Origin of the sequence: Amycolatopsis sp. WGS_07 (assembly GCF_045278895.1) — a bacterium.
GTDB lineage: Bacteria > Actinomycetota > Actinomycetes > Mycobacteriales > Pseudonocardiaceae > Amycolatopsis.
This window is the reverse complement of the sequence record NZ_CP136053.1, coordinates 8,395,308-8,419,235: the sequence shown is the minus strand read 5'-3', so window position 1 is coordinate 8,419,235 and position 23,928 is coordinate 8,395,308. Positions and strand designations below refer to the sequence as shown.

General features: G+C 71.0%; 22 protein-coding genes. 6 read left to right on the top strand and 16 right to left on the bottom strand.

Annotated elements, in window-relative coordinates:
* Nucleotides 1–241 precede the first annotated feature (241 nt).
* Nucleotides 242–1,531: a threonine/serine exporter family protein gene (locus RPX00_RS39580; RefSeq protein ID WP_406633299.1), complete on the top strand. Its 1,290-nt coding sequence runs from the start codon at nt 242–244 to the stop codon at nt 1,529–1,531.
* Nucleotides 1,532–1,866: 335 nt separating this feature from the next.
* Here RPX00_RS39580 and RPX00_RS39575 read toward each other — a convergent pair whose 3' ends face one another.
* Genes RPX00_RS39575 through RPX00_RS39560 form a run of 4 tightly spaced genes read right to left on the bottom strand, consistent with a single transcriptional unit; the run spans nt 1,867 to nt 7,776 of the window.
* Nucleotides 1,867–3,048 (bottom strand): alkyl sulfatase dimerization domain-containing protein, encoded by a 1,182-nt coding sequence (locus tag RPX00_RS39575; RefSeq protein ID WP_406633297.1) that lies wholly within the window; start codon nt 3,046–3,048, stop codon nt 1,867–1,869.
* Complete coding sequence (locus RPX00_RS39570; RefSeq protein ID WP_406633295.1) at nt 3,048–4,373, bottom strand: MFS transporter; 1,326 nt, start codon at nt 4,371–4,373, stop codon at nt 3,048–3,050. The genes RPX00_RS39575 and RPX00_RS39570 overlap by 1 nt, the downstream gene beginning before the upstream one ends.
* Before the next feature lie 57 nt (nt 4,374–4,430).
* Nucleotides 4,431–5,750 carry an alkyl sulfatase dimerization domain-containing protein gene (locus RPX00_RS39565; protein ID WP_406633293.1) on the bottom strand — a complete coding sequence of 440 codons (1,320 nt, stop codon included), beginning with the start codon at nt 5,748–5,750 and terminating at the stop codon, nt 4,431–4,433.
* A complete protein-coding gene (locus RPX00_RS39560) occupies nt 5,743–7,776 on the bottom strand; it encodes an acetate--CoA ligase family protein (RefSeq protein WP_406633291.1) in 2,034 nt (677 codons plus the stop codon). The genes RPX00_RS39565 and RPX00_RS39560 overlap by 8 nt, the downstream gene beginning before the upstream one ends.
* Nucleotides 7,777–7,856: 80 nt before the next feature.
* On the opposite strand from RPX00_RS39560, the gene RPX00_RS39555 reads away from it, so the two are divergent.
* Nucleotides 7,857–9,023, top strand: coding sequence for a PucR family transcriptional regulator (locus RPX00_RS39555; RefSeq protein WP_406633289.1), 1,167 nt, complete (start codon nt 7,857–7,859; stop codon nt 9,021–9,023).
* Here RPX00_RS39555 and RPX00_RS39550 read toward each other — a convergent pair whose 3' ends face one another.
* The 7 genes from RPX00_RS39550 to RPX00_RS39520 are packed head-to-tail and all read right to left on the bottom strand — an operon-like array spanning nt 9,024 to nt 16,746.
* Entirely contained in the window at nt 9,024–9,992 is a 969-nt protein-coding gene (locus RPX00_RS39550) for a hypothetical protein (RefSeq protein WP_406633287.1), read from the bottom strand.
* A gap of 20 nt (nt 9,993–10,012) precedes the next feature.
* A complete protein-coding gene (locus RPX00_RS39545) occupies nt 10,013–10,591 on the bottom strand; it encodes a DUF3592 domain-containing protein (RefSeq protein WP_406633286.1) in 579 nt (192 codons plus the stop codon).
* Nucleotides 10,588–10,821, bottom strand: coding sequence for a hypothetical protein (locus tag RPX00_RS39540; protein ID WP_406633284.1), 234 nt, complete (start codon nt 10,819–10,821; stop codon nt 10,588–10,590). Before RPX00_RS39540 ends, RPX00_RS39545 begins: the two co-directional genes overlap by 4 nt.
* 9 nt (nt 10,822–10,830) lie before the next feature.
* Nucleotides 10,831–11,346, bottom strand: coding sequence for a hypothetical protein (locus tag RPX00_RS39535; RefSeq protein WP_406633282.1), 516 nt, complete (start codon nt 11,344–11,346; stop codon nt 10,831–10,833).
* 57 nt (nt 11,347–11,403) lie between these two features.
* Nucleotides 11,404–14,397 (bottom strand): hypothetical protein, encoded by a 2,994-nt coding sequence (locus RPX00_RS39530; protein ID WP_406633280.1) that lies wholly within the window; start codon nt 14,395–14,397, stop codon nt 11,404–11,406.
* A 1-nt stretch (nt 14,398) separates the two neighbouring features.
* Nucleotides 14,399–15,442, bottom strand: a complete 1,044-nt coding sequence (locus tag RPX00_RS39525) for a hypothetical protein (protein ID WP_406633278.1) — start codon at nt 15,440–15,442, stop codon at nt 14,399–14,401.
* Nucleotides 15,439–16,746: a hypothetical protein gene (locus RPX00_RS39520; protein WP_406633276.1), complete on the bottom strand. Its 1,308-nt coding sequence runs from the start codon at nt 16,744–16,746 to the stop codon at nt 15,439–15,441. The genes RPX00_RS39525 and RPX00_RS39520 overlap by 4 nt, the downstream gene beginning before the upstream one ends.
* Nucleotides 16,747–17,023: 277 nt before the next feature.
* On the opposite strand from RPX00_RS39520, the gene RPX00_RS39515 reads away from it, so the two are divergent.
* Both RPX00_RS39515 and cynS read left to right on the top strand, forming a co-directional pair.
* The gene (locus RPX00_RS39515) at nt 17,024–18,625 is read left to right on the top strand and encodes a flavin monoamine oxidase family protein (RefSeq protein ID WP_406633274.1); all 1,602 of its coding nucleotides are present in this window, start codon (nt 17,024–17,026) and stop codon (nt 18,623–18,625) included.
* A 98-nt stretch (nt 18,626–18,723) separates the two neighbouring features.
* The gene (cynS, locus tag RPX00_RS39510) at nt 18,724–19,191 is read left to right on the top strand and encodes a cyanase (RefSeq protein WP_406643240.1); all 468 of its coding nucleotides are present in this window, start codon (nt 18,724–18,726) and stop codon (nt 19,189–19,191) included.
* Between the two features lie 35 nt (nt 19,192–19,226).
* Here the strand turns inward: cynS and RPX00_RS39505 are convergent, their stop codons facing one another.
* A complete protein-coding gene (locus tag RPX00_RS39505; RefSeq protein ID WP_406633272.1) occupies nt 19,227–19,775 on the bottom strand; it encodes a TetR/AcrR family transcriptional regulator in 549 nt (182 codons plus the stop codon).
* Between the two features lie 100 nt (nt 19,776–19,875).
* Between RPX00_RS39505 and RPX00_RS39500 the strand changes: the two genes are divergently transcribed.
* Nucleotides 19,876–20,613 carry an SDR family NAD(P)-dependent oxidoreductase gene (locus RPX00_RS39500; RefSeq protein WP_406633270.1) on the top strand — a complete coding sequence of 246 codons (738 nt, stop codon included), beginning with the start codon at nt 19,876–19,878 and terminating at the stop codon, nt 20,611–20,613.
* A 212-nt stretch (nt 20,614–20,825) separates the two neighbouring features.
* Here RPX00_RS39500 and RPX00_RS39495 read toward each other — a convergent pair whose 3' ends face one another.
* Complete coding sequence (locus RPX00_RS39495; protein ID WP_406633268.1) at nt 20,826–21,179, bottom strand: pyridoxamine 5'-phosphate oxidase family protein; 354 nt, start codon at nt 21,177–21,179, stop codon at nt 20,826–20,828.
* A 161-nt stretch (nt 21,180–21,340) separates the two neighbouring features.
* Between RPX00_RS39495 and RPX00_RS39490 the strand changes: the two genes are divergently transcribed.
* Nucleotides 21,341–22,066 carry an alpha/beta fold hydrolase gene (locus RPX00_RS39490; RefSeq protein WP_406633267.1) on the top strand — a complete coding sequence of 242 codons (726 nt, stop codon included), beginning with the start codon at nt 21,341–21,343 and terminating at the stop codon, nt 22,064–22,066.
* Nucleotides 22,067–22,129: 63 nt separating this feature from the next.
* On the opposite strand, the gene RPX00_RS39485 is transcribed toward RPX00_RS39490, so the two are convergent.
* From RPX00_RS39485 to RPX00_RS39475, 3 genes are all read right to left on the bottom strand, one after another.
* Nucleotides 22,130–22,312, bottom strand: a complete 183-nt coding sequence (locus tag RPX00_RS39485) for a hypothetical protein (RefSeq protein WP_406633265.1) — start codon at nt 22,310–22,312, stop codon at nt 22,130–22,132.
* A 217-nt stretch (nt 22,313–22,529) separates the two neighbouring features.
* Nucleotides 22,530–23,678 (bottom strand): MAB_1171c family putative transporter, encoded by a 1,149-nt coding sequence (locus RPX00_RS39480; protein ID WP_406633263.1) that lies wholly within the window; start codon nt 23,676–23,678, stop codon nt 22,530–22,532.
* Nucleotides 23,675–23,836, bottom strand: coding sequence for a hypothetical protein (locus RPX00_RS39475; RefSeq protein WP_406633261.1), 162 nt, complete (start codon nt 23,834–23,836; stop codon nt 23,675–23,677). Before RPX00_RS39475 ends, RPX00_RS39480 begins: the two co-directional genes overlap by 4 nt.
* Nucleotides 23,837–23,928 lie beyond the last annotated feature (92 nt).

Here is a 23,928-nt window from a genome sequence, read left to right as displayed (position 1 = left end):
CCCCCAAGGTCCTGCTCTTCGGCTCGCGGTGCGGTGCGAGGCACGGCAGAAGGTGTATCGGTTCAGACGTGGGCCCCGTCACAGCAATGGCGGCGGTTCACTCCAAAGTGTGACCGCGCGGGCTGGCGGCGCAAGCGGCCGTCCGGTTGTTTTCCGGTGGCGTGCCACGATCGGGCGAAGCGGAACGGCCGGCGCGCTCGCGGCCGCGTTCTTGTCGGGGCTGCTGCTTAAAGTGCGGGGCATGGCGGAGGAGGAGCGGGCGCGGGCGCGCCGGGTGCTGAGCTTCGCGCTCGACGTGGCGATGCAGATGTTCAAGCAGGGCATCGAAACCGCGGTCGTCGTGCGCACCGTTCGGGCGCTGGCGCGGGCGGGCGGTATCGAGGAACTGCGGATTTCGGTGGGAGTACGGGCGATTCACCTTCAATACTGTCCGGGCGGTGACGGTGCTGCTGCCGAGCCGGTGGTGCTGTTCGGCAGCGTGCGGGCGAACGACGCCCGCGACATCGGCCGGATCGGGGAGTTGGAGGCGCTCGCCGTCCGGGCGGGCACCGGTGCGATTTCCCCCGTCGATGCGGAGCGGGAAGCCGGAATCCTCAGCAAAGCGGGTCCGACGTGGCCGTGGTACGTCAGCGTGCCCGGCGGCAGCCTGCTCGCCGCGATGATCTGCTTGCAGGCGAACGGGACGGTGCTCGCCGCGCTGGTGTCCGCCGGGCTGTTCGTGTTCGCCAACCGGGTCGGCTGGGCGCTGAGCACGGTCGGCATCGCGGAGTTCTTCCAGGTGGCGGCGAAGGCGAGCACGGTGCTGGTCGTCGCGATCTCGTTGCTGTCGCTCGGTTTGCTCACCGGGCACGAAGCGGCGAGCCTTTCGGCGGCGAACCTCGTGCTGCTGCTGCCGATTCTGTCACTGGTGTCGCTGGTCGAGGACGCGGTCGGCGACTTCCATCTGATGGCGGCCGCGCGGATCGTCACCGTGCTGCTGCTGACCGGGGCGATCGCGACCGGGGTGATGGTCGTGGTGTCGGTGGCGAACGACCTCGACATCCTCGGCGAGGCCAGCCGGGTCCAGCTCGCCGCGCTGCCGCTCGCGCTGGTGCCGGTGACGGCGCTGGTCGGTTCGCTGGGCAACGCGATCCTGATGGGCACCCCGGTGCGATGGTGGGCGGTCGCCTGCGGGGCCGGAGTGGTGACGTCCCTGGTGAACTGGGCGGGCCGGACGGTGCTCGGCTTGTCCGCCCCGGTGTCGATCTTCCTGGCGACCACAGTGCTGGGCCTCCTGGCCGGCGCGGCGGCGCGGATGCTCGCGGTGCCCACCGCGGCGGTCACGATTCCCGGTCTGACCGGGGCCGTGCTCCCGGGACCGGCGATGTATTTGAGCCTGTCGCAGGTTTTCGCCCGTGTCCCCGGTTCATGGGACGCGGTCGCCGAAGCACTCCTGTCCACGGCGGCGATCGGCGTGGGCGTGGTGCTCGGCTTGCAACTCGCGGCGCTGCGCCGACCAGCGGCGGCGGTGACGGAGGTGCCGCTGGCCTAGGGAACGGAGGTGGTGAAGGGAAGCTTTTTGGGCACGGGAAAGGAGAATCATCGGCGGGAGGACGAGAACCGGCGGTTGCTCGCGGAGGAGGGCGATGCGATCGGCGGATTCCCGGCCGACCGGGGCCGGGAGGTTGTGTGGGTTGGCGGCGCGAGGCGGGCTGGACGCCGGGAGGTCGCGCTGGCCTAGCAGCGCGAGGCTGGCTGGACGCCAAGAGGTCGTGCTGGGGCTAGCAGCGCGAACCTGACTGTGCGCCAAAGCAAGCGGCGGCACGGGAGTTCACGCCCGGGCCGGGCGGTTGAGCGGGTCCCGAGGCCGGAGCAAGAGCCGGTGGATCACCAGCCGCTGCGGTAGAAACTCCGTGACACATAACTGCTGGCCTCCGCCCCGCGAGCCGCGCACAACTCCTCCTTGACCGCCCGTGCCTGCTTGACCAGCGGGTCGTCCCCGGGTGCGAGGGCCAGCAGGTCGATCACGTGCAACGCCTCCTGCACCCGCCCATCCGACCGCAGCCGTTCCGCGTGGTCCAGCACCGCCTGTTTGTCCGTGATCGCCTCGGCCCGGACAGCGGCGGCCACGGATGGGCGGGACGGGTGCAGCGTGGTCGGATTCCCGTCCCACCACCCGGTTTCCGAGCGGACGATGTCGCGCACGATGTACTCGCGGTGGCCGTAGTGCTCGCGCATCCACGGCACGTCGAACAGTTCGGCGGGGTAGCGGAGGTCGTGCACGATGTCGTCTGCGCGCTTGCCCTCGTTGAGCTGGTCCACGACCGCGCCGCGCAGCCAGCGGAGGGCGGCGGCGGTCATGGTGAGCTGCCGGACCGGGTCTTCCCGGACCACTGGGCCGAATTCCGGTACCAGCACGGCCGGGTTCAGCACGGCGAGACGGTCCAGGGTGTCCGCCCACCGGACGGTGTCGCGCATCGTGCGCATGGGCGTGCCGATGTTGGGGATGCCGTTGATCACCGCGGCGCTGCCGTACAGCACGCGCTTCGACGGCAGCCACACGGCGGTCACGTCGTCCGTTTCGGACGGGGCCCACAGCAGCCGGACGTCGGGAGCCAGGGTCATCGCTTCCCGGTACGTCTGGTCGGGGAAGGTGATCGGCGGCGGGGCCGTCATGTCCGGCATCGGGCGGCGGAACTGCCGGGTGTTGATGTGGTTCTGCAGCCCGGCCGTCTCCAGGTAGCGCTGGTAGCGCCGGATGACGTTCTCGTGCGCCACCACGGTCGGGCGGCGCTGGCCGTGTGCCGCGGCGTAGTCGAAGAAGCCGGGGACGCCGTAGTTGTAGCCGAGATGTCCGTGGCTGTAGACGATCCAGCGCACCGGTTCGCGAAGCTGGTCCAGCACCGGGGCGACGAGGTCCGGATTCGGGCCGGTGTCGACCACCACGAGGCCCGACGGGGTTTCCACGGCGAGACTGTTGCCCTGCAGGCCGATCGAACGGACGCCGGGCGCGACCTCGGTGATTTCGCCGGTGCCGTGGAGCGGGTTTTTGCCGTCCTGGAAGGGCATCAGCGGACCACCTCGGTGCGGAGTCCGAGCCGCCGTGCGGTGCGGTCCGGGTTGACGAACACGACGGCGAGCAGACCGCCCACAATGGACAGCAGGCCGCTGATCGTGAAGGCGAGCGTGAAGCCGCTGCCCGGCGACGACGCGGCCTGGATGAGCCGTCCGGTGAGGTACGGGGCGAGCAGTCCGGCGGTGGTGACCAGGCCGACGGTGATCGACAGGACCGCGCCGCGCTGCCGGGTCGGGCTGATCTCGGCGTTCATCGTGACGCCGAGCGCGAACACCACCCCGCCGAGGCTGAACGCGACGGTCAGCAGCGCGATCTGGAACCAGCCCCGTCCGACGTGCGGGAACACCAGCATCGCGAGACCCGACAGCAGCACCGCGATGCCGCCGAGCACGCCCCGCGCGACCCGGCTTGACACTCCGCGTCGCATCAGCCAGTCGCTGACCGTGCCCTGGGCGAGGTTGAACACCACCGACGCGATCCACGGCAGCGCGACCAGCGTCCCGGTGGTCACCGTGCTGTAGTGCAACGCCGTCTCCAGGTAATGCGGCACCCACGCGACCAGCACGGCCAGCGCCCAGTACGCGGCGAACCCGGCCAGGAATCCGCCCAGCCACGTGCCGTTCAGCAGGATCCGCCGGTAGGGCACCCGCGGTTCGTCGGCCGCGGACTTGGCCTCGGCCGCGTGCACGGAGGCGGTGCCGGCGACCTTGCCCTCCCGCCCGAAGATCGCCCACAGCAGCGACCACACCAGCCCGACGACGAGCAGCGCGAAGAACGCCCACCGCCACCCGTAGCCGACGATCAGCGCGGTGAGCAGCGGAGACGCCAGTGCCACGCCGATGCCGGAACCCGCGTTCAGCAGCGCGCTGGGCAGTCCGCGTTTCTCGTTGGGGAACCATTTGTACGCCGCGTGCATGGCCAGCGGGTTCGCCGGGCCCTCGGCCGCGCCGAGCACGATCCGGCTGACCAGCACCGCGCCGAACCCGACGGTGCCGAGCATCGGCGCCTGCGTCAGCGCCCAGATCAGGCCCAGCGCCAGCAGGATCCACTTCGTCGGCACCCGGTTCGACACGAAGCCGACCACGATCGCCGAGATGCTGAACAGGAAGTAAAACCCGCTGCTGATCAGGCCGTACGCCTCGGGCGACAGGCCCAGATCGTGCATCAGCGGTTTCGCGGCGAGGCCGAGCACGGCCTTGTCCGCGAAGTTGATCAGCATGAACACCAGCAGCAGCCCGGTGACGACCCAGCCGCGGGCGCTGGTGCCGCGGCTGCGCCGGCCGGCGGTGGCCTCGGCGGGGATGGCGGGAGCGTTCATCGTGGGTCCCCATTTCAACGTCGTTGTCGGACGGGGTGGTGCGACGGGCTCAGAACTTCAGAAGGCCCAGCGGGTGCGGCCTGCGGTGCGGGCGCGCAGTTGTTCGGCGCGGTCGGTGCCGTCGAGCACGGCCTGGGATTCGGCGGCGGCCCAGGCGTAAACGCCCTTGGCCATCGTCGAGGTCGCGGCTTTTTCCAGTGCGGTGAACACTTCCGCGCGGGCGGTGTGCGCGGTCTCGTCGTCGGGGGCCGCGTCCACGGCGAGCTGGGCGAAGTGCCCGGCCAGCCGGTGTTCGCCCGCCGCGAGCAGTTCCTTCGCCCGGGCGGCGAGCCGGTCGGCGCCGCCGGAGAGGTCGGCGAGTTCGCGGGACAGGTCGGCGCGGCGGGCGGGTTTGAGGTTGGCCGGATTGCCGTCGTACCAGCCGCCGTAGAGCCGCCAGACGTTGCGGACGACGAATTCCGGCTCGTCGTAAGACGGTTTCAGATACGGCTTGGCCAGCAGTTCCGCCGGGGCGGTGACCCCGTGCACGACCTCGTCGAGCGTGGCTCCGGCGTTCATCGCGTCCACGGTCTGGTCGTGCAGGGTCTCGAGGAACTCGGCGGTGTCGGACAGCGCGGTCCGGATCCGGTCGGCCCCGGCGATCGGCACGCCGTGGCCGGGCAGCAGCAGTTCCGCGCCGAGCCCGGCCATCCAGCGCAGCGCCTGCGCCCACTCCGCGGCGTAGCGCTGGACCTTCTGCGGGTTGCCCGGATTGGGGGAGGACCAGATGAAAAAGTCGCCGCAGCACAGGATTTTCCGGTCGGGCAGCCACGCGATCGTCGCGTCGTCGGTCTCGCCCCGGCCGTGCTTGAGCCGGACATCGAGGTCGCCGATCCGCAGTGTCGTGGTGTCGCGGTAGGTGACGTCGGGGTGCCGGTACCGGTCCGGCCAGCGGAAGCCGGGCGACTGGAACTGCCGCTGGTTGATCACGGTGTTGTAGCCGCGCGTGCGCTCGTACCGCGCGAACCGGGGCGGGGTGTTCTCGTGGGCCAGCACGGACGGGCGCCGCCAGCCGCGCTCCTCGGCTTCGAGATCGAACGGGCCGACGCCGAAGACGTGGTCGATGTGGCCGTGCGAGTAGACGGCGGTGTGCAGCGGGGCGTCGGTGCGCGCGCGGGTCGCGCCGAAGAGGTCCTTCGCGGTGCGGCGTTCGCCGGTGTCGAAGCAGAACAGGCCGTCGTCGGTGGGAAAGAGGAAGACGTTGCCGAACGCCGGCCACATCCACACGCCCTCGGCCAGTTCGTGCAGACCGTCCTTGCGCAGCACGCCGGTGTGGTAGACGCGGGTGTCGGCCTCGCCTCGCCAGACTTTGTCGGCGTAGTCGAGCAGGTCAGTCACGGGGTGCCTCCTGAGCGGTGAACAGTGCGTCGACGGCGACCAGGTCGTCGCCGGTGACGCAGAGCGGATTGAGGTCGGCTTCGGCGAATTCCGGATGGTCTTCGAGGATGCGGATGAGCCCGTCGATCGCGGCGGCGACGGCGGGGACCGGGGCGGCGAGGACGTCTCCGGCCCAGGCGGCCAGTTCGGCCCGCTGCGCCGCGGTTGCCGGGAGGAGCAGCGCGCGGCGTGGTGCGGTGGGGTCTTCCGCGCGGTCGCCGCCCGCGCCGAGGACGATGGCAGTGCCGTACAACGGATCCCTTGTCGCACCCAGGGCGAGTTCGGCGGTGTGCGGCAGGAGTGGTTGCACGACGAGGGTGCGGTCCGGGTCGGTGGACACCTCGTCCAGCCGGGCCTGAAGCGTGTCCAGCACGGCAGGGAGTTCGGCCGCAGTGACGCCGACCCGGACAAGCCCGGCGCGTGCCCGGTGCGGCACGTCGGCGGCGTCGCCCTTGACCACATACGGTTCCGGCCAGTCCCGTACTGCCTCGGCAAGATCGACCCCGGCGACGGTGTCGACATGCTGAATGCCAGCGTCCTCCAGCAGCGGGATGGCTCGCAGCTCTGTCCACACTGGACGGTCATCGGCGGCGGGGCGCTGCGTGGTTTCCGGGACCCGGTCCGGGACCAGCACCCGAAGGCGGCGCACGAGCGCGCCGATGCTGGGCAGCACGGTGTCCGGCCGCCCGGCTCTCGCCAGCTCGCCCGGCGGCGCGCAGGCCCAGACGAACCACGTCGGGGTCCGCATCTCGGCGGCGGCCGCGGCCAGCCGGTGGTACGCCTCCGGGAATCGATCGCCGAACGTCAGATACAGCACGACCCCGTCCAGCTCCGGATCCTCGTCGAGCGCGCCGAGGAGATCGCCGACCCGGTCCATCCAGCGGTCGATGTTGCCGCCGAGATCAACGGGGTTCTCGTCCGCCGCCTCGACGCCGCCGATCTCGGCGAGCTTCGCGCGCGTCGCGGCGGACAACGGCGGGATCCGGACGCCGAGCGCGGTCAGGTTGTCGGCGAGGATGCCGCCCGCGCCGCCGGACATGGTGAGCACGGCCAGCCGGGGCGCCGGGGGCAGCGTCGTGCCTTTGCGGGCGCAGAGCACGGCGTCCACGAGCTGGTCGTCGTCGGTGACCAGGTGGATGCCTTCCTGGCGGCACAACGCGGCGAGCAGGAAGTGATCACCGGCGACGGCCGCGGTGTGCGACAGCGCGGCCTGCCGTCCGGCGGCGCTGCTGCCGACCGCGAGAGCCACCACGGTCTTGCCCGCCGCCCGCGCCTGACGGCCGAGCGCGCGGAGGCCGTCCGCGTCGCGCACGCCTTCGAGGTAGAGCACGAGCACCTCGACGTCGGGCTGCTCGAGCAGATAGCCGCCGATTTCGTTGCTGGACAAGCAGGCTTCGTTCCCGACGCTCGCGTAGTAGGAGTAGCCGATCCCGGCCTGTTCGAGCAGGTCCGCGAGCACGAAACCCATCGCGCCGCTCTGCGTGACGATCGCGACCGGGCCGGGTGGCACGCGTTCGCGGTCGAGGAAGACGGTCGTCGACAGCTGCACGCCGGCCGGGTGGCTCACCACGCCCAGGCAGTTCGGCCCGAGCACCGGCAGCTCGCCCGCGGCCTCGCGCAGTTCGTCCTCCAACGCGGTGTTGCCGCCTTCGGCGAAGCCCGCCGCGAAGACGACGACCGCGCCGGAACCGAGTTCGCGCGCCTGCCGGACCAGCGTCGGAACCGTTTCCGCCGGGGTCGCGAGGACGACGAGATCGGGCCCGTACCCGATCTCCGCGAGCGAGCCGACCGTGCGCACGCCGGGCAGTTCGAGCGGACCGCGCGAGACCGCGAACACCTCGCCGCCGTAACCGCCGCGCAGCAGCCGCTCCAGGGCGATCCGTCCCCAGGACAGCGCCGTGGTCGCGGAGACGCCGACCACGGCGGCCGACTTCGGGCGGAACAGCGGCTCGCAGCGCATCGGCAGGCCTCCTGTGATCGCGGTCATGGACACAACCCCAACTGTCGCCGCTGGTCAGCCCAGGTGGTAGCGCACATTGCCCAGGCTTTCGGCTACTGTGCTGTGACATGTCACAACTGTCGTGGCGCAGCTTCGAGCACCGGCTGCCGAAGGTGGGCGAGCGGACGATCCGCCGGTACGTCGAAACGTCCACGCACTACCGGGGCCAGGTGCCCGCACACCTGCACTTGCACATGGGGCACACGGTCCGCGAGTTCGGCCGGATGCTCGCGCGTGCGGTGCGGGAACACAGCGAGCCGCGCGAGGACGAGCTGGAGCTGTTCCGCCAGCGGGGCCGGGAACGGGGTGCGGAGGGGCTGCCGGTCAGCGACTTCGTGCATGCGTACCTGCTGGCGGCCGAGGAGATGTGGGCGGAGATCCAGGAGCTGTCCGGAGGCGCGCCGCCCGGCGAGACGACCGCGGTGCTGCTGAACTGCCTGCACCGGGTGCTGAACGCGGCCGTGCAGGCGCATCAGAAGGAATTCCAGACCGCCGACCAGGAACAACGCGAAGCGGCCCGGGCGCTGGTCCGTCGGCTGGCGGCGGGGGAGCCGATCCCGGAACCGGCCGACGTCCGCCTCGCCCCCGCGTACGGCGTGCTGGCCCTGCGGTTCGCCGCGGACCCGGCTGATTCGATCGGCGACGCGGTCGGGCGCCATCTGGCCGGGCAGCGGAAGGCGCGGTTGCTGCTGCAGCACCTGCGCCGGGAGCTGTCCGGAGACGTACTGGCCGCGTTGGATCCAGACGGCGGCCTCCTGCTGATACCGTCCACTTCGGACAATCCGGAAGCGCTGACCGGTGCCCGGCAGGCTGTTCCGCGCGCGAGCCAGACGACGGGCGTGGAGATCACCGGCGCGTTCGCGCACGCGGCCTCGCTGGGCGGAATCCCGGCGGCAGTGGCGGAAGCGGAGCGGCTGCTGCGGCTGAACTCGGTGCCCGGCACCGTCGCGGTGCTCTCGGACCACCTCTTCGAATACCAGCTGAACCACGACAGCGCGGCGACCCCGCAACTGCGTGCGCTCGCGGCGCGGCTGAACGGCGAGCCGGACCTGACGACGACGCTCCGGACGTACTTCGACACCGACTTTAACCGCCGCGAGACCGCGCGGAAACTACATGTGCACCCGAATACGGTGGACAACCGCCTGTCCCGCGTAGCGGCCCTGACCGGCGCGGATCCGCGGACGGCGAAAGGGCTTTTGCTGCTGGGGGCTTCGCTGGGCTTGGCCGGGTGATCATCCGGCGAGTGAAGCACTGCCCTTGGGGCCGGTCACGGTGACGCGGACGGCCAGCCCCGACGGCAGCTGGACGACGGTGACCTGCCAGGTCTGCGGGGTGCCGACATCGAGTGTTCGCAAGGCTTTCCGCACCAAACCGGGGATGGTGTCGACTGGCAGGGCACGGAGATCGAACCGGGGGACTTGGACGTCGGTGGGCGCGAAGACGACCGCCAGCCGGTGTTCCTGGATGACCGCGGTGAGCGTTCGCGAGACGTCCGCACTCTGGGCCAGGGTGTCGACGACTCGGCGCAGCTCTCCGTTGTCCAGCAACGATTGATCGACGTCGACAGTCGCGGAGCCGGAGGAGGTCACCGTGGACGACGCAGGCGGTTCCGGCACCCTGGGTTCCGGCGCGAACAGTTCGGCGCGGAAGAGCCCGAGGACGGCACCCGCGCCGAGCAGAAGCCCGATCAGCGTGAGGACACCGGTAGCGCAGCCCTCCGGCGGCGGATGGACCAAAGTGGACTCGTGAGCGGGTTCGATGACCGCATTCGCCGCCCGGCGCTGCCATTCCGGCGTGGGGTCGGACAGGATCTCGACCTTCCACGGCCGGTCCGGCGGGTAGGAGACCACCAGGACGTCCCCCTTGCGGTAACTCGGGAGATCGACCAGGTTGACGGTGTGGGTCGCCGCCACGCGATGCGACGGCGCCCCGTCCGGTGCCACCGTGAGGACGAGGTCGAGCGGGAGATCGCCGGTTTCGGTACCGCCGGCGCGGAGGCTTTCGATCCTGGCGACCGCCACGACCGCCGCTTCCTGGGTGCGGCGCGGAAGACGGCCGAGGTAAACGAGAATGCCGTAGCCGAGCGGAATCCCCAGCCCGGCCACGAACAACGGGACACTCTCGACGATCACCCCGACGACGAGCGAGCACAGGGTCGCCCCGATGACGATGCCGGTCAGAAAACCGAAGACGAGGCGCATGGCGGTATTCCTTTCGACGGTCAAATCGGTTCCACCAGAACGGCTTTCGGGTCCTGTGGGTCGTAGCGGACGCGTACTTCAGTGCCCTCCGAAGGGGCCTGGAACAGCGAGGTGATCATCGTCGTGACGACCTCGCGCTCGCCGGTCGCGGTGGCGAACCGCACGTGGACGGTGAACCGCGGGTTCCCCATCACCCAGACGTTCGTGAACTCCACCCGGGTGACTAGCCCGGTCGCCTGGAGACCGCAGTGGAGCAGCCCCTGCTCGCGGTCGTCCTCCTCGGCCGCGCGCAGGAAAGCCCGCAGCAGCACCACGATCAGGACCATCGCGATCAGCCCGGCGACCGCGGGCACCAGATACGGTTCGTAGTAGACCACCCAGTCCACCTCGGACCACGGCTCGGCCTTGCCGCCGCCGGGGGAGGGCAGCCGTTCGCCCACCGACTCCGGCGGCGTCCACGACGGGGCCGCGACGCCGCTGCCGAGCAACACCCCGAGCGCTGCGGCGAGCGAGCTGGCTTGGAAGCCGATCCCCATGCGGCGCAACGAAACCCCGCCGCCCCACAGCATCGCGAAGCCCAGCGACGACGCTACGGTCACCGAAAAGCTGAAGAACAGCACGAGCGAAGCCGTCGGTCCCGCGTCGGCCCCCACGCGCCGACGCGGTTCAGCGACATCAGCCGGAAGTTGTCCAGCAGCCCGAGCGCGCCGGACCAGCCGGCCACCGCCCAGGCGAGCGTCGTGGGGATCCCGAAGAGCCACAGCCGCCGGTTCGCCCCGCGCACCTGCCGGGGCTCGTCCGGCAGGCCGAACGCGAATGAACTGAACACCGCGGCCGCCTAGCCGACCGGGCCGAACACGGCGACCTTGGCCGGGTCGGCGGGATCGAGCCGGGCCTCGTGCCGGGTGCCGGGCGCGTACTGCTGGATCGTCGCCTGCGGGGCGATCAGCGGCCGGACCGTCTGGTACATCATGCCGTCGGCGCGGGTGACGTTCAGCGTCGCGGTGTACTGCGCCTGCCCGGCGACCGTCCGGCCGGTCGGCTCCAGCGCGTGGATCACCAGGGTGGCCTTCTCGCCGGTGTCGTAGAGCCGGCGCAGCTCGGTGCCGTAGGCCTGCAGTTCCTGCTGCTGGCGCAACTGCTCCTGCATCGGCAGCGCGAGGAACGCCGCCATGTCCGGGTCGGCCGCGACGTTGCGGAACGCCTGCGCGGCCAGCTGCGGAGTCGGCAGCTGCGGGGTGATGTCGTGCCCCTGCGCCGCGGCCGCCTGCCGGAACTGCTCGGCGTGCTGCTGGAAGTCCTGCGTGCCCTGCTGGGTCGCTTCGGTGATCCTGTCCCGGATCTTCTTGAACATCGGGTGCCGCCTTTCGCTGTGCTGGTGTGCTGCACACAGCTTCGGCGGCGCGGGCTGCTACCGAACCCAGGTTTTGCCGTCGTCGGTGGCATCGAGGCAGGTCAGAGCCGCCCAGAAGACCGGGGAGCCGGCCGGCTCCGGTCGTTCGCGCCAGCGCGCGAGGCGGTCCCGCTGCCACGCGCACAGCTCCGTGACCGGGTCCGCCCCGGCGAGTGCGGTGTCGACGGCGATGATCAGCTCCGCCATCGGATCCGCCCCGGGCACCGCCGCCGAGGTCGGCAGCGCCCACACTGTCGCGGCGACCAGCCCCGCCCCGGCCGCCACGGCGGCGAGCAGCACGCCGAACGGTTCGGGCAGGCCGAAGTCGCTCGCGCTGGCGCAGCCGATCAGCGCGACCCGCGCCGGCATGGCGTCCACTTCGGACAGTGCCAGGTCCGCCGCGGTGAACGGCCGGTGCGCCCCGATCGGCGCGGCGGTGCCGGGCAGCTCCGCCGCACACGACAGATGCAGCGCGGTCTGCGCGCCGTGCTGGTCCTGGATGCGGCTGACGTGGCCCGCGAACACCAGCCGCGAACACGGTCCGGCCAGCAGTTCGGCGAGCAGCCGCCGGTCGGTGTCGGTGCGGCGGACCAGGTCCAGGCCCCGGGACGCGGCGGGCCGGACGGGACCGGCGGCGAGGCGCGCGTCGAGGTGGCGGATCAGCGGGGAGCCCGCGTCCTGCTTGCCGAGCACGGAACCCAGCTCGCCGAACGCGCTCTGACCGGGGATGCGCGGGTCGAGCAGGTAGACCGGCGGCCCGGGCGGGGACGGGGAGCGGCGCGGGATGCCGACGGGGGCGAGGAGCGAGACGTCGGCGAGGTCGAGGATCCGGGTATCGCTGTCGAAGCAGCTGTCGGGTCCGTGGGTCTGGTCTGGGCGGCGGTCGGGCAGGGCGAGCAACCCCCACGGAACCGCGGCGAGCGACGGGGACGGCTGGATGCGCAGCAGCGGACGCGGTCCGTCGGCTGCCGCGCGCCGGAGGTGGGCGACGAGGTCGGCGGGCAGGAGGTTGAGCGCGAGGACGCGCGCGAGGTGTTGTTCCGCGGCGAAACTGCCGAAGGCGTCGAGCGAACGACGGACGGCGTCGGCGACTCGCTCGCCTTCTTGCGGCGTCGGGGAAGCTTCGGCGAGGAGCCCGCGAGCCGTGGCGACGAGGTCGGCGTCGATCGGGTGCGTGTGCACCGTGTCGAGGTCGCTGGTGGTGCGCCAGCTGAGGTAGGTGTGCCCGGCGTCGGCGTAGCGGAGGACGAAGGTCTCGCGCCCGGGTTCGGCGGCGGGCCAGGTCTCGACGATGCCGTTCTCCGGCAACGGCATCCGGTACCGTTCGGCGGCCAGCCGAGACCAGCCGTCCAGCTCCATCGGCGAGGACGGCGACCAGCGCAGCCCGGGCGGCGGGGCGAGCCGGAGCGGCAGCGACGCGGTGACCGAACCCAATGCCGCCAAGGGAAGCTGATCGTCCTCGGCCGGCGGCGGCAACGCGGGGAGCGCACCGGCCAGGTCGAGCGAGCGGTCCTCCGGGTACGCGCCGACCGCGCATGCACGCTCGATCAGCTCCGCCAGCAGCCGCGTTTCCCCGCGCTGAGCCAGCAGGAACATCAGCAGCTCCGTGGCCGGGCCCGCGACGCTGTTCGCCCACGCGACGCGCGCCTGGGCCGACGCGAACGCGAACCGGTACTCCTGCGCCGCGAGGACGACCGGCAGCAGCAGGTCCAGCGGATTGTCGCCGCGGGCGTGGCGGAGCGTCGCCGAGAGGTAGTCGGCGCGCAGGCATTCCAGCCATTCGCCCGACTCGCGGGCGGCCGTTCGGAGCCGGGCCGCGTGCTCCTCCGCGGACGTCCAGTCTTCCTCGCCCGCCGCGCAGTGGACGAGCGCCGCTTCCAGCCGGCGCGCGCCCGGAGCGTCGCCGTTCGCCGCCCAGAGCTTTCCGGCGTGCTCGAACTGATCCCGCGCCTGCCGGACGTCGCCCGCGAACAGCAGCAACGTGCCCAGCGCGTAGCTCGCCTCCGCCACATCGCCGGTCACTCCTGCGGCGGCGAGTTCGTCCCTGGCCGTGACGATCGCCGCGACCGCGCCGGGCAGATCACCGTCGAGCGCCCGGGTTTCCGCGAGCGTGATGGCGAATTTCGCCGCTGTCGGTCCCTCGCGGCCGACGTTGAGCCGCAGCAGGTCGGCCGTCGCGTCGGCCTCTTCGCCGCCCGCCTGGCGGATCCGGGCGCGTTCGGCCCGCGCCATCGCCTGCAGCGACGCCACCTGGGCGCGGACCTCGTCGACGTCCGCGATCCCGGCCAGGTCGGTCAGGATCTCGTCGATCGCGTCGCGCGCACCGGCCGGATCCCCGGCAGCCACCTGTACGCGCACTTCGAGGATGCGCAGCTCCAGTTCGTCGGCACCATGCGGGTCGAGCTGCTCGCGCGGGAACTGGCCGGGCTCGGCGGCCTTCCGGAACGCCGCGCGCCGCCGCTGATCAGCGAGGAGTTGGCGCGCCCGGCCGAGGTCACCCTCCTCAGTGGACAGTGAAATGAGGACGCGTTCCGCTACTTCACGCGAGCCCTCGATCATCCGCAGCTCAGCATACTGTCCGAAGTGGACGATGGCGGCGGTGCTCACCTGGAAGACCTGAAGCACGGCTTCCGCGCACTGGCGGGCATTGCGGAGATCGCCCGCGGAGTAGCAGACGGTGGCGAGATCGCTGACGGCGGCGAGTTCGACGCTCGTGCGGTCGAGTTGCTGCGCGAGCTGCCGCATCCGGGCGTAAGCGCGCTGCGCACCGGCGACGTCCCGTGCTGCGGCAAGCCGCTTCGCCTCGGTTTGGACGGCGACGGCTTCGGAGAGCAGGCCGTCGTACTCGGCTTCAGTCAGGGTGCACGCGGGCAGTACCTGGTAAGCGGCCGGGTCGAGGCCGAAATGCGTTGCGACGCAACGACAGTTGTAGCCGTGCGAAACGGCGTCGGCCATCTCCGGAGGGAGCGGCCGGTCCGGCGGCTCGATGGGCGGCGGCAGGCCGACGAGCACGTCAGAACTCCTCGTCGGCGTCTCTGGCCGCGACTCGCTCCGCGAGAGTCCGGGCTTCCCGCGTCGCGCGCACCAGCGAGACCACCTCGGCGCGGTCCTCCGGCGTGGTCCCCCCGACGTCCGGTCCGGCCACCCCGACGACGAGGCCGAGGCTCGCGGAGGTCGTCGCCAGCCGGACCCCAGCGTCGTCCAGGTCAGCGGTCCCGGCGAAGCCCTCGCTGCCAAGCTGCAGGGCGACCTCGGCGAACGGCTCGCCGTCGTGTGTCGCGGCGGCGGTGAGGGACGCGTCGTTGAGCGCTCCGGCGACCTCGACCTCAAGCCGGGCGGCGGTCCGGGTCGCGACGATCCGCCAGGTCACGGTGTCCTCGGCGGCGTCCAGGATGCCCGGCGGCACCCGGGCCCAGTCGACACTCGCGCGTCCCTCGGCCAGCACGCCCTCGCTGGACCCGGCAGGACCGGAGCCCGCGGCCAAGGCGTACGCACGCTGACCAGGCGCGACGGACTCCAAGCGCGTCGCCAGCTCCGCCGCGGCTTCGGCGTGGACGGGATCGTCTTGGCCGTCGAACCAGGCCGAAAGCTGCGCGCACAGCCGCCGGGTCTCCTCGGCTACCGGCTGCGCGGCCGCGAACAGTCCGGAGGCGTCGGCCTGGTCGAACAGCTCCGCCGGGCTGGCCTCGAAGCCGTCCAGCAGGCCCTCGGCGAGGTCCTCGACCGCCGTTGTCGCGACGGCCGCTTCGAAATCCAGCAGTGCCGGGTCGAGTGCCGGGATGCCGAGCGTCGGGCTGGCGGGCCACCAGCGCCGGGCCCACAGCAGGAGAGCGAGCCTGGCCAGTTCCGGCCGGGCGGCGACGTCGACGCGCCCCGCCTGGAGCGCGGTCAAGCTGGCCTCGGTACCGACCAACCTGGTCAGCCACGGTTCAGCCGCGCCGGCGTCGGTGAGTTCGACCCGCATCGACCGGGGCGAGCCGGTGAGCAGGTCGGCCAAGGCGAAGCGGATCAGGCCGCCGTCCGCGGCGATGGCCGGGGTGTGCACCGGATGCGTCACGAGGCGGCCTCCAATCGGGGCTGGCTGGCGACGAGCGCGCGCCGCACTTTCGTCCGCAGGTCCAGCGAGGTCGACCGGACGACCCCGGTGAGGAGATCCCGGATGTCGGCTGCGGCGGACGGGACTTCGCCGCTGACGTCGAAGCCGTGCAGCCGCACCCACAGCCGGGCGAGGAACCGCTTCGCGAACTCGCGCAGCTCCCGCAGGATTTCGTCGTCCGGATGCGCGGTGAGCGGTGTCGAACCGGCCAGCGCGCGGCGTGCGTACAGCACGTAGCCCTCCCGCGAGACCTGGGAGTTGAGCCGCCGCGCGAACTCCGGAAGGTCGCCGGAGTCCGGCCCGTCTAGCGGGCGAAGCGCGGGGGACAGGACGACACCGAGCACGAAACACGTTGCCAGCACAGGCGATCCGAGTCCGAATCCGGCGGCCGTCCGGCTGAGTTCCTCGTCGACGAGGTCGGCGATGACGCCCGGTCCGGCGCGGCGCAGCGTCGCTCGTACGCGTCGTTCGATGCTGCGTTCGAGAAGTTCGGTGCCGGTTTCGTCGCGCTGGTGCAGCGGCGGCACAGCGGTGCGTTCGCCGCGCTGAAGGCCGAGATCCGGGGCGGGCAGGCCGGAAACCTCGCCGACGGCCCGGGCGAGCAAGCCGGTGCCGCCCGGTTGGCGCAGCGCGAGGCCGAACGCGTGTCCGGCGGGGGTGTCGGCGAGCGCTTGCCAAGCCTCGTCGGTGAAGCCGTGGACGACCGTGGCGAGCAGCGCGACGAAGTCGTCTGCCACCGGGCTATGTGGCGTGGAGTGCCAGCGGCGGCGCAATTCGGCGGTCAGGTCGGCGATGGTGCGAGGGTCGGCCAAGTAGCCGCTCAACTGATCGACCCCGGCCACGCCTTCTTCGCCGTGCCACTCGCGTAGCGTCGCCGCGGCCCGCTCCGGCGCGGCGGCGTCGGGGAGACCGAAGCCGGTCGCGAGTTCGTAGGCGAGGGGAAAGCAGACGTCCTGGACGTTGCCCGCCGTGATGCGCAGGGCGCGCCGCTGCCGCTTCAAGTGGGTGAACCACGCCGCCGTGGCGCGCAGCCGGGCCGCGTCGGCCAGGAGCAGCTCGGTCACCTCCGCGGCGGCGGCCGCGTCCAGCAGCGGACGGCCCAGCCTCGGCCGCGCCGCGGTGCGGATCACCAGCGGATCGATGATCTTCTTGACGGTGCGGGTCAGCGGCCCGCCGTCGCCCGCCGAAAGGACCTCGACCCCCGGAATCCGCTGCCAGGCCCGGGCGAGGACAGCGGATCGCACCTGCTGCTGGCCTGCCGTCATCACCCTCCCTCGCTCCGGCTGAACTTTATCCTGCTGCGGTTCCGTGCGGAAAAGCAGGGGAGTCCGCTGTTTTCGGATTCGGTACCGCCGAGGTTTCGATTTCGTAAGGCGAGGAAAGCCATAACCCGATTCGGCCGAGGACGGTTGCCCGGAACGTTGTATTGAGCACGTGTCGCAAACTGCAGTAGGCTCCGTCGAAGCGTTCTTCGGGGGAACTTCTTGTCTTCTGTATCGGGCAGATCAGTTCGCGCTTCCAAGGGGAAGGGGAAGATATCCGATGGCTGGTTTTTCCGTGCCGCCGGGATTGAGCAGACGGCGGTTTCTTTCGGCGGTCGGGGCCGCGGGCGGAGCGGGCGCGATGTTCGCGACGATGGGGGCGCTCGGGCTCGCGCCGACCGCCCGTTCGTCGCCGCGCTACGAGCCGCCGCGGCGCTCGGACTTCGCGCTGACCGGGCGCGCGGCGGCGAAGGTGGTGGTTCTGGGCGGCGGCATCGCCGGTCTCGCCGCGGCGTACGAGCTGGCGAAAGGAGGCTACGACTGCACCGTGCTCGAGGCGGCGGACCGGCCGGGCGGGCGCAACTTCACCGCGCGCGCCGGCACCGTGCACACCGACCTGCGCGGCGATACGCAGACCGCCGTTTTCAGCGACGGCGTTTATCTGAACACCGGCCCGGCGCGGATCGCGCAATGGATGGTCACCCTCGATTACTGCCGCGAACTCGGGGTGCCGATCGAGGTATTCACCAATGTCAATGCGAGCGCTTTCATCTACAACGAAGCGGCGGGAATGCGGAATCCGGTGCGCGTCCGGACCGCCAAGGCCGACATGTACGGATACGTGAGCGAACTGCTCGCCAAAGCGACCGACCGCGGCGCGCTGGACGGCGAACTCACCGCGACGGACAAGGAACGCCTGCTGGATTTCCTGCGGGACTGGGGCGCGATCGGGGACAAGGCGGCGGGGAGGCGCTACATCGGCACCCCTCGGCGCGGGTACTCGGTCGACCCGGGCGCGGGCGACCAGGCGGGCGTGCCGCTCGGCCCGGTGCCCTCGCTGGCGCAGACGTTCGCCGACGGCACCGGCCGGTACTTCTCCTTCGATTTCACCTACGACCAGGCGATGCTGATGTTCCAGCCGGTCGGCGGCATGGACCTGATCCCGGCCGCGCTGGCCGCCGCGCTCGGCCCGCACCGCGTCCGGCTGCGCACCGCGGTCACCGGAATCGCCAACGGGCCGAACGACGTCACCGTCGACTTCCTCGACCGCACCGGCAAACCCGGCCGCCTCACCGCCGATTTCTGCGTCGCCGCGCTCCCGCCGAACATCCTGGCCCGGATTCCGCACAACCTCGGCGCGGACGTGCAAGCCGCGCTGGGCGCGTGGCAGGTGGGCACGGCCGCGAAGATCGGCCTGGAATACCGCAGCCGGTGGTGGGAGACCGACTACCGGATCTACGGCGGGATCACCAACACCGACCTGGACATCGAGCGGATCTGGTACCCGTCGCACGGTTTTCACGGACCGCGCGGCTTGCTGGTGAACTACTGCTACGGCGAGCACGCCAAGAGCTACGGGGAACTGCGCCCGGGCCCGCGGGTGGAGCGGGCGGTGGCGCAGGGCGTGAAGATCCACGGCGAGAAACACCGCACCGAGCTGGCGAACGCGTTCTCGGTCGCCTGGCACCTCATGCCGCACATCGAGGGCGCGTGGGCGATTCCGCCGCTGGGCACTCCGGCCTATCAGCTGCTCGGCAAACCGGCCGGACGGGTGTATTTCGCGGGCGATTGGCTCAGTCACCTGACCGCCTGGCAGGCCGGCGCGTTCGAGTCCGCGCGGCTGGCGGTGAAACACCTCCACGGGCGCGTGCTGTCCGGCTGAGGTCCCGGGGCTTGGACAGCGCGGCGGGTTCGGGCATGGTGGATCTCGCGGGATCCATTACAGCCAAGCCCTTTCGAGGAAAGGACTCACTGAGCATGGTGCACGCCCAGTTCGACCCGGCCGCCCGCGCGGCGCTCGCCGCGAGAGCCGTGGAGGCCAAAATCCGCAAGAACCTCACCTGGGAGGAGATCGCCGAAGCCGCCGGCCTGTCGACGGTGTTCACCACCGCCGCCGTCCTCGGCCAGCACCCGCTGCCCGCCGAATCCGCCAAGGCGGTGGCCGCGCTGCTGGACCTCGGCGACGACGCGGCACTGCAGCTGCAGACCGTCCCGATGCGCGGTTCGATCCCGGACCGGGTGCCGACCGATCCGACGATCTACCGCTTCTACGAGATCCTCCAGGTGTACGGAACGACCCTGAAAGCCCTGATCCACGAACAGTTCGGCGACGGCATCATCTCGGCGATCAACTTCAAGCTCGACGTGAAGAAGGTCCCCGACCCCGAGGGCGGCGAGCGCGCCGTCATCACCCTGGACGGCAAATACCTGCCGACCAAACCGTTCTGAGCCGAGCCGGCGGGCCGGGTTTCCCGGTCCGCCGGCTAAGTTTTGCGCAGCCCGGCAAGCGCGAACTGGAACACCCGCTCCCGCTGCGCCTCGTCGACGTACTCGACCGCCGCGATCCCGGAAATCATGCGCAGAACGTCGTCGATCGACGATTCCGGCCGCGCGACACCAGCCTCCTGCGCGCGAACCAGCAACGGCCCGCCCGCCTCGCGCATCGCGCGCCGGCAAGCCTGAAACCCGTCGGTCGTGCGGTTCAGCGACTCGGCGAAAGCCAGCTTTGTGCCGATGTACTCGACAAAGCGCCCAAGCCAGGCTGCGAGCGCCTCCCACGGCTCCAGGCTCGCGACCTCCTCCGCCGCGCGGCACAACGCCTCGACCGCCTCGCGATTGACCTCCTCGACCAGATCCTCGCGAGTGGGGAAGTTGCGGTAGAGCGTGGCGATGCTCACCCCGGCCCGGCGCGCGACGTCTTCCAGCGAGGTCTGCGCCCGCTGTTCCTCGAAGGCTTCCCTGGCGGCGCTGACCAGCGCGTCGAAGTTGCGCCGGGCGTCCGCGCGCTTGGGCCGCCGGCTCGGCAGCTCCATCCCGCCTCCTTCGTTGACAACCGTAGGAGCCCTACGGTTAAAGTGTAGGGGTACTTTCACTTCTCATCGTACGTGCCTAGGGCACGGAAGGGCGGAGAACATGTCCGCGGAAACCATCGCGCTGGTCACCGGCGCGAACAAGGGAGTCGGCCTCGCCACGGCCCGCCAGCTGGCCGAACGCGGCCTGACGGTGCTGCTAGGCGCCCGCGACCTCGAAAAGGGGACGAGCGCGGCGAAGGAACTGGCCTCGGCCGGGCTGACCGTGCGCCCCCTGCGCATCGACATCGCCGACGATGCGTCGGTGAACGCCGCCGCCGCTGTGGTGGAGCAGGACTACGGCCGTCTGGACGTACTGGTCAACAACGCCGGAATGCTGATCCGCAAGCCAGCGGTGGAGGTGACGGCCGACGACATGCGGCCAGAGTTCGAAACGAACGTTTTCGGGCTGGTGCGGGTGATCCACGCGATGCTGCCCCTGCTCCGGCGCTCCCGTTCGGCGCGGATCGTGAACGTCGCGAGCGATTCAGCGATGTTCGCCAAGACCACCGAGCAGGGCTCGATGTTCGCCCGGTCGCACGAGTCCTTTGTGTACTCCGCATCGAAGGCCGCGGTGAACCTGCTCACGGTCAAGTACGCCAACGCATTCCTCGACGACCCCGAACTCGCGCACATCAAGATCAACGCCGTGACGCCCGGCTATGTCGCGACGGATCTCAACAACTTCAACGGTGTCCGCACCACTGAGGAAGGAGCACGAGCATCCGTCCACTGGGCGACGGTGGGGGAGGACGCCGAAACCGGCGGCTTCTTCGACGACGAAGGCCGGGTCGCTTGGTGAGCCCGACAGCGTGAACCGCTCGCCGGACAATCCACTGTGGACTGTCCGAGCGCGTCGCGGTTGATCCGGCGAGAGCTGGGGAATCGGGACGGCTTCCCTCGCCGGACCCGCCGATCACGCGCTTTCGAGCCACTTCCCGTCGCGCATGACCGTCCGCCCCTTGATCTCGTCGGGCCCGCGCCAGACCTGGACGCGATCCGGGGTCAGCACCATCACCACCCAGCTCTCGCCGAGCCCCTCGGATCCCAGCCCGTTCGTTCGGCGAACAGGTCCAGCGCGCCGGCCGGAGCCTCCGCCTGTGCGAACACCTGCGCGGTGGCGGAGACGAGGACGACGTCACGACTGTCGCCGACAAAGAGTTTCGCCTTCGGATTGCCGGTGAGATTCTTGGCCGTCGTGTTCTTCCCGTCCGTGGCGAGAATGATGCGCTCGCCGTCCCAGGCCAGGGAAAACGGCACCAGTGCGGGATTTCCGTCGGAATCGGCGGAAGCCAGCCAGACATCGTCTTCGGTTTCGAGTTTGTGGCGCGCGTCCTGTTGCCGTTGCTCGAGCGTTCGCTGCGTCATGGGTCAACCTTAGCGACGTCTTTCCCTTCGCACAGGCACTCGCCTATTCGAGTGGCTGTAGCGGGGGAGGACCGGCTCCCGGCAATCGGGACCGCTCCCCGGGAGCCGGTCGTACCCTCGCCGCGCGAGTCTCGGGAACACCGACAAGCGGAGGCACGATCATGATCACGTTCGTTCTCGTGCACGGTTCCTGGCACGACGGTTCGGCCTGGGACGCAGTCGTTCCCCGGTTGCGCGAACTCGGTCACGTCACCCACAGCCCGACGTTGGCCGGCCACGGCAAGGGCGCGGACAAAGCCGTCAGCCATGACGACTGCGTGCGGTCGATCCAGCGGTACATCGTGGGCAATGCCCTCACGGACGTGGTGCTGGTCGGCCACAGCTTCGCCGGGTCGGTGATCGCACGGGTCGCCGAGGAGATCCCGGCGCGGCTGCGTCGGCTGGTGTTCTGGAACGCGTTCGTGCCGCGGCCGGGCACGAGCGTCGAGGACGATTTCCCGCCCAGCTACCGCGACCTGTTCGCGCAGCTGGCCGGCGAATCGGCCGACAACACGGTGACGTTGCCCTTCCCGATCTGGCGGGAGGCGTTCATCCAGGACGCCGACCTCGACCACGCGACGGCCGCCTACCAGCGGTTGTCGCCGACGCCCTATCAGCCCTTCCTGGACCGGCTCGACCTCTCGAGGTTCTTCCGGCTGGAGATCGCCAAGAGCTACCTGAACGGCACCGACGACACCGCGCTCCCGCCCGGCGAATGGGGTTGGCACCCGCGGATGTCGGGACGGCTCGGCCTGCACCGGCTGGTGCAGTTGCCCGGCAGCCACGAGGTCCTCTTCACCAATCCCCGGCTGCTCGCCGAAAAACTCGTCCACGCCGGGAGGGACTGAGCCGGCCCGGGCTGGTCGAACGCGCGCGGCACCACGCGTCCGGACCGGCTCTGCGTTACGCCGTCAGCTCCACGGCTGGCTGATGAACAAGTAGCCGGCTTGCTGCCTTGGGCGGCGCGCGTCCTGCTTGGCCCGGCCGAAACCGTCCGGCTGCCCTTTGCGGCCGACGTCCTTCGAGGCCACGATCAGTCCCACCGCGAGCAGAACGATGACGGCCCCACCCAAAATGACCAATGCCTCCACCATGACTCCCCCTGACGGTCAGCTGTTCTTCCTCGTGTGCGTCTCGCCACACTAGGACGATGCGGGCCGGCCGGCGGGGAAACTTGAGGATTATTTAGGCGCACTTGAGCGGCATTTAGGGTTTGCGGGAGGACAGCGGGAATATTCCTTCGCTGCTCCTGCGCCTCAAGCGGACACCACGACGCGGCTGAGCGGCATTTCGCGGCTGTCTCGTCCGGGATTACTGCTGGCGTTGAGCGGCTTTCAGTCCCTGGCGGCAGAACGGGCCCGCTTGCGGCCGGCGGAGTTCCCGGGAGACCGCGGTCAGCCAAGCGGTCTCGGCCGCGATGGTCGGGGCGAGGCCGGGCGGCCGGTAGTCCGCCGCGGCGCGGAAGCGGCGGCCTTCGCGGTGGGCGGCCAGCGCGGCGACGATCGAGGCGGCTTCGATCGCGGCGGGTATCCGCTCCGGGGCGATGCCCGCGCGCCGGGCGGCCGACGCGGCCCGGACGGCCACCGCGGGATCGAAGTGCTCCCGCAGCGCCAGGTGCCCGTCGCGGATCTCGATGATCCGGCGGTAGAGGGCAAGGTGCACCCCGCCGCCGGTGTTCAGGACGATGCCCGGCACCGCCTTCCGCATCACCGTCCACAGAGGACCGAGCCGTCGGTACCCCAGGTAGGCTCGCAGCCACCGCACGGGCGCGCTCAGCCGCGGTCCCCACGCGGAGAGCGTCGCGCCGGCGGCGGCGAGGGTCACGGCCACCGCGCCGAGCAGCACCGACGGGGTGTCCTCGGCGGCACTGACCCGGCCGGCGGCCAGCAGGCTGTACATGTCGTCGACGGCCCACCCGGTCCACAACAGGCCGGCCGAGGCCCCAGCGATGATCAGCTGGAGCCCGCGCCGCAGCGAACCTGGGGCCGTGCGCCTGGCATACCTCCAGATCAGGACGATGAACAGCGACAACGCCGACGCGGCGGCCAGGGTGTAGATCACGTAGTAGATCAGCAGCGGCACGACACCGGCTCCGTCCACCACGGTGTTCCCGTCGGCCTCGCGGGCGTCGGCGGCGGCGAACAGAACAGCGTTGACCGCGAGCACCTCGCCGGTCACGAGCAGGGAGCAACGGACCTGTCTCCGCGTCGGTTCCCCCGGCGACAGCGATCGCGCGAACAGGACGAGGAACGCGAGCGACGCGAGCTTCAGCTCGTCGCCGAGCAATCCCGCCGCATTGCCGCCCCGGACGGCGAGCAGGGTCATCCCGGCGGCCAGGCAGCCGATGAACATGCACAGGTACCTGATCCCGGGCGGCGGAGCCGGGCGGCGGGACTCCACCTTCGCGGCCACCGCGAGCAGTGCGCACAGGCAGCCGGAGTACCCGATCGCCTCGATCACCCGAACCACCGCTCCACCAAAGCGAGCCCGCGCGAGACGAGCGCGTCCCCGGCGGGCGGCGCCGGGTCGTGCCCGCGGGCCGCGCGGTGCGCGACCAGGGTGGCCAGCAATTCCGCCTCCTGCTCCTGCACCTCGGTGTACGCCGAGCGGCCGAGCACCCGCTGGACCAGTTCGGGGAGAGGGTCGGCAGCAGCGCGCCGACGTCCACGGCTCCGCCCCCGGAATGCCCGCACACGAGGTGCCCGATTTC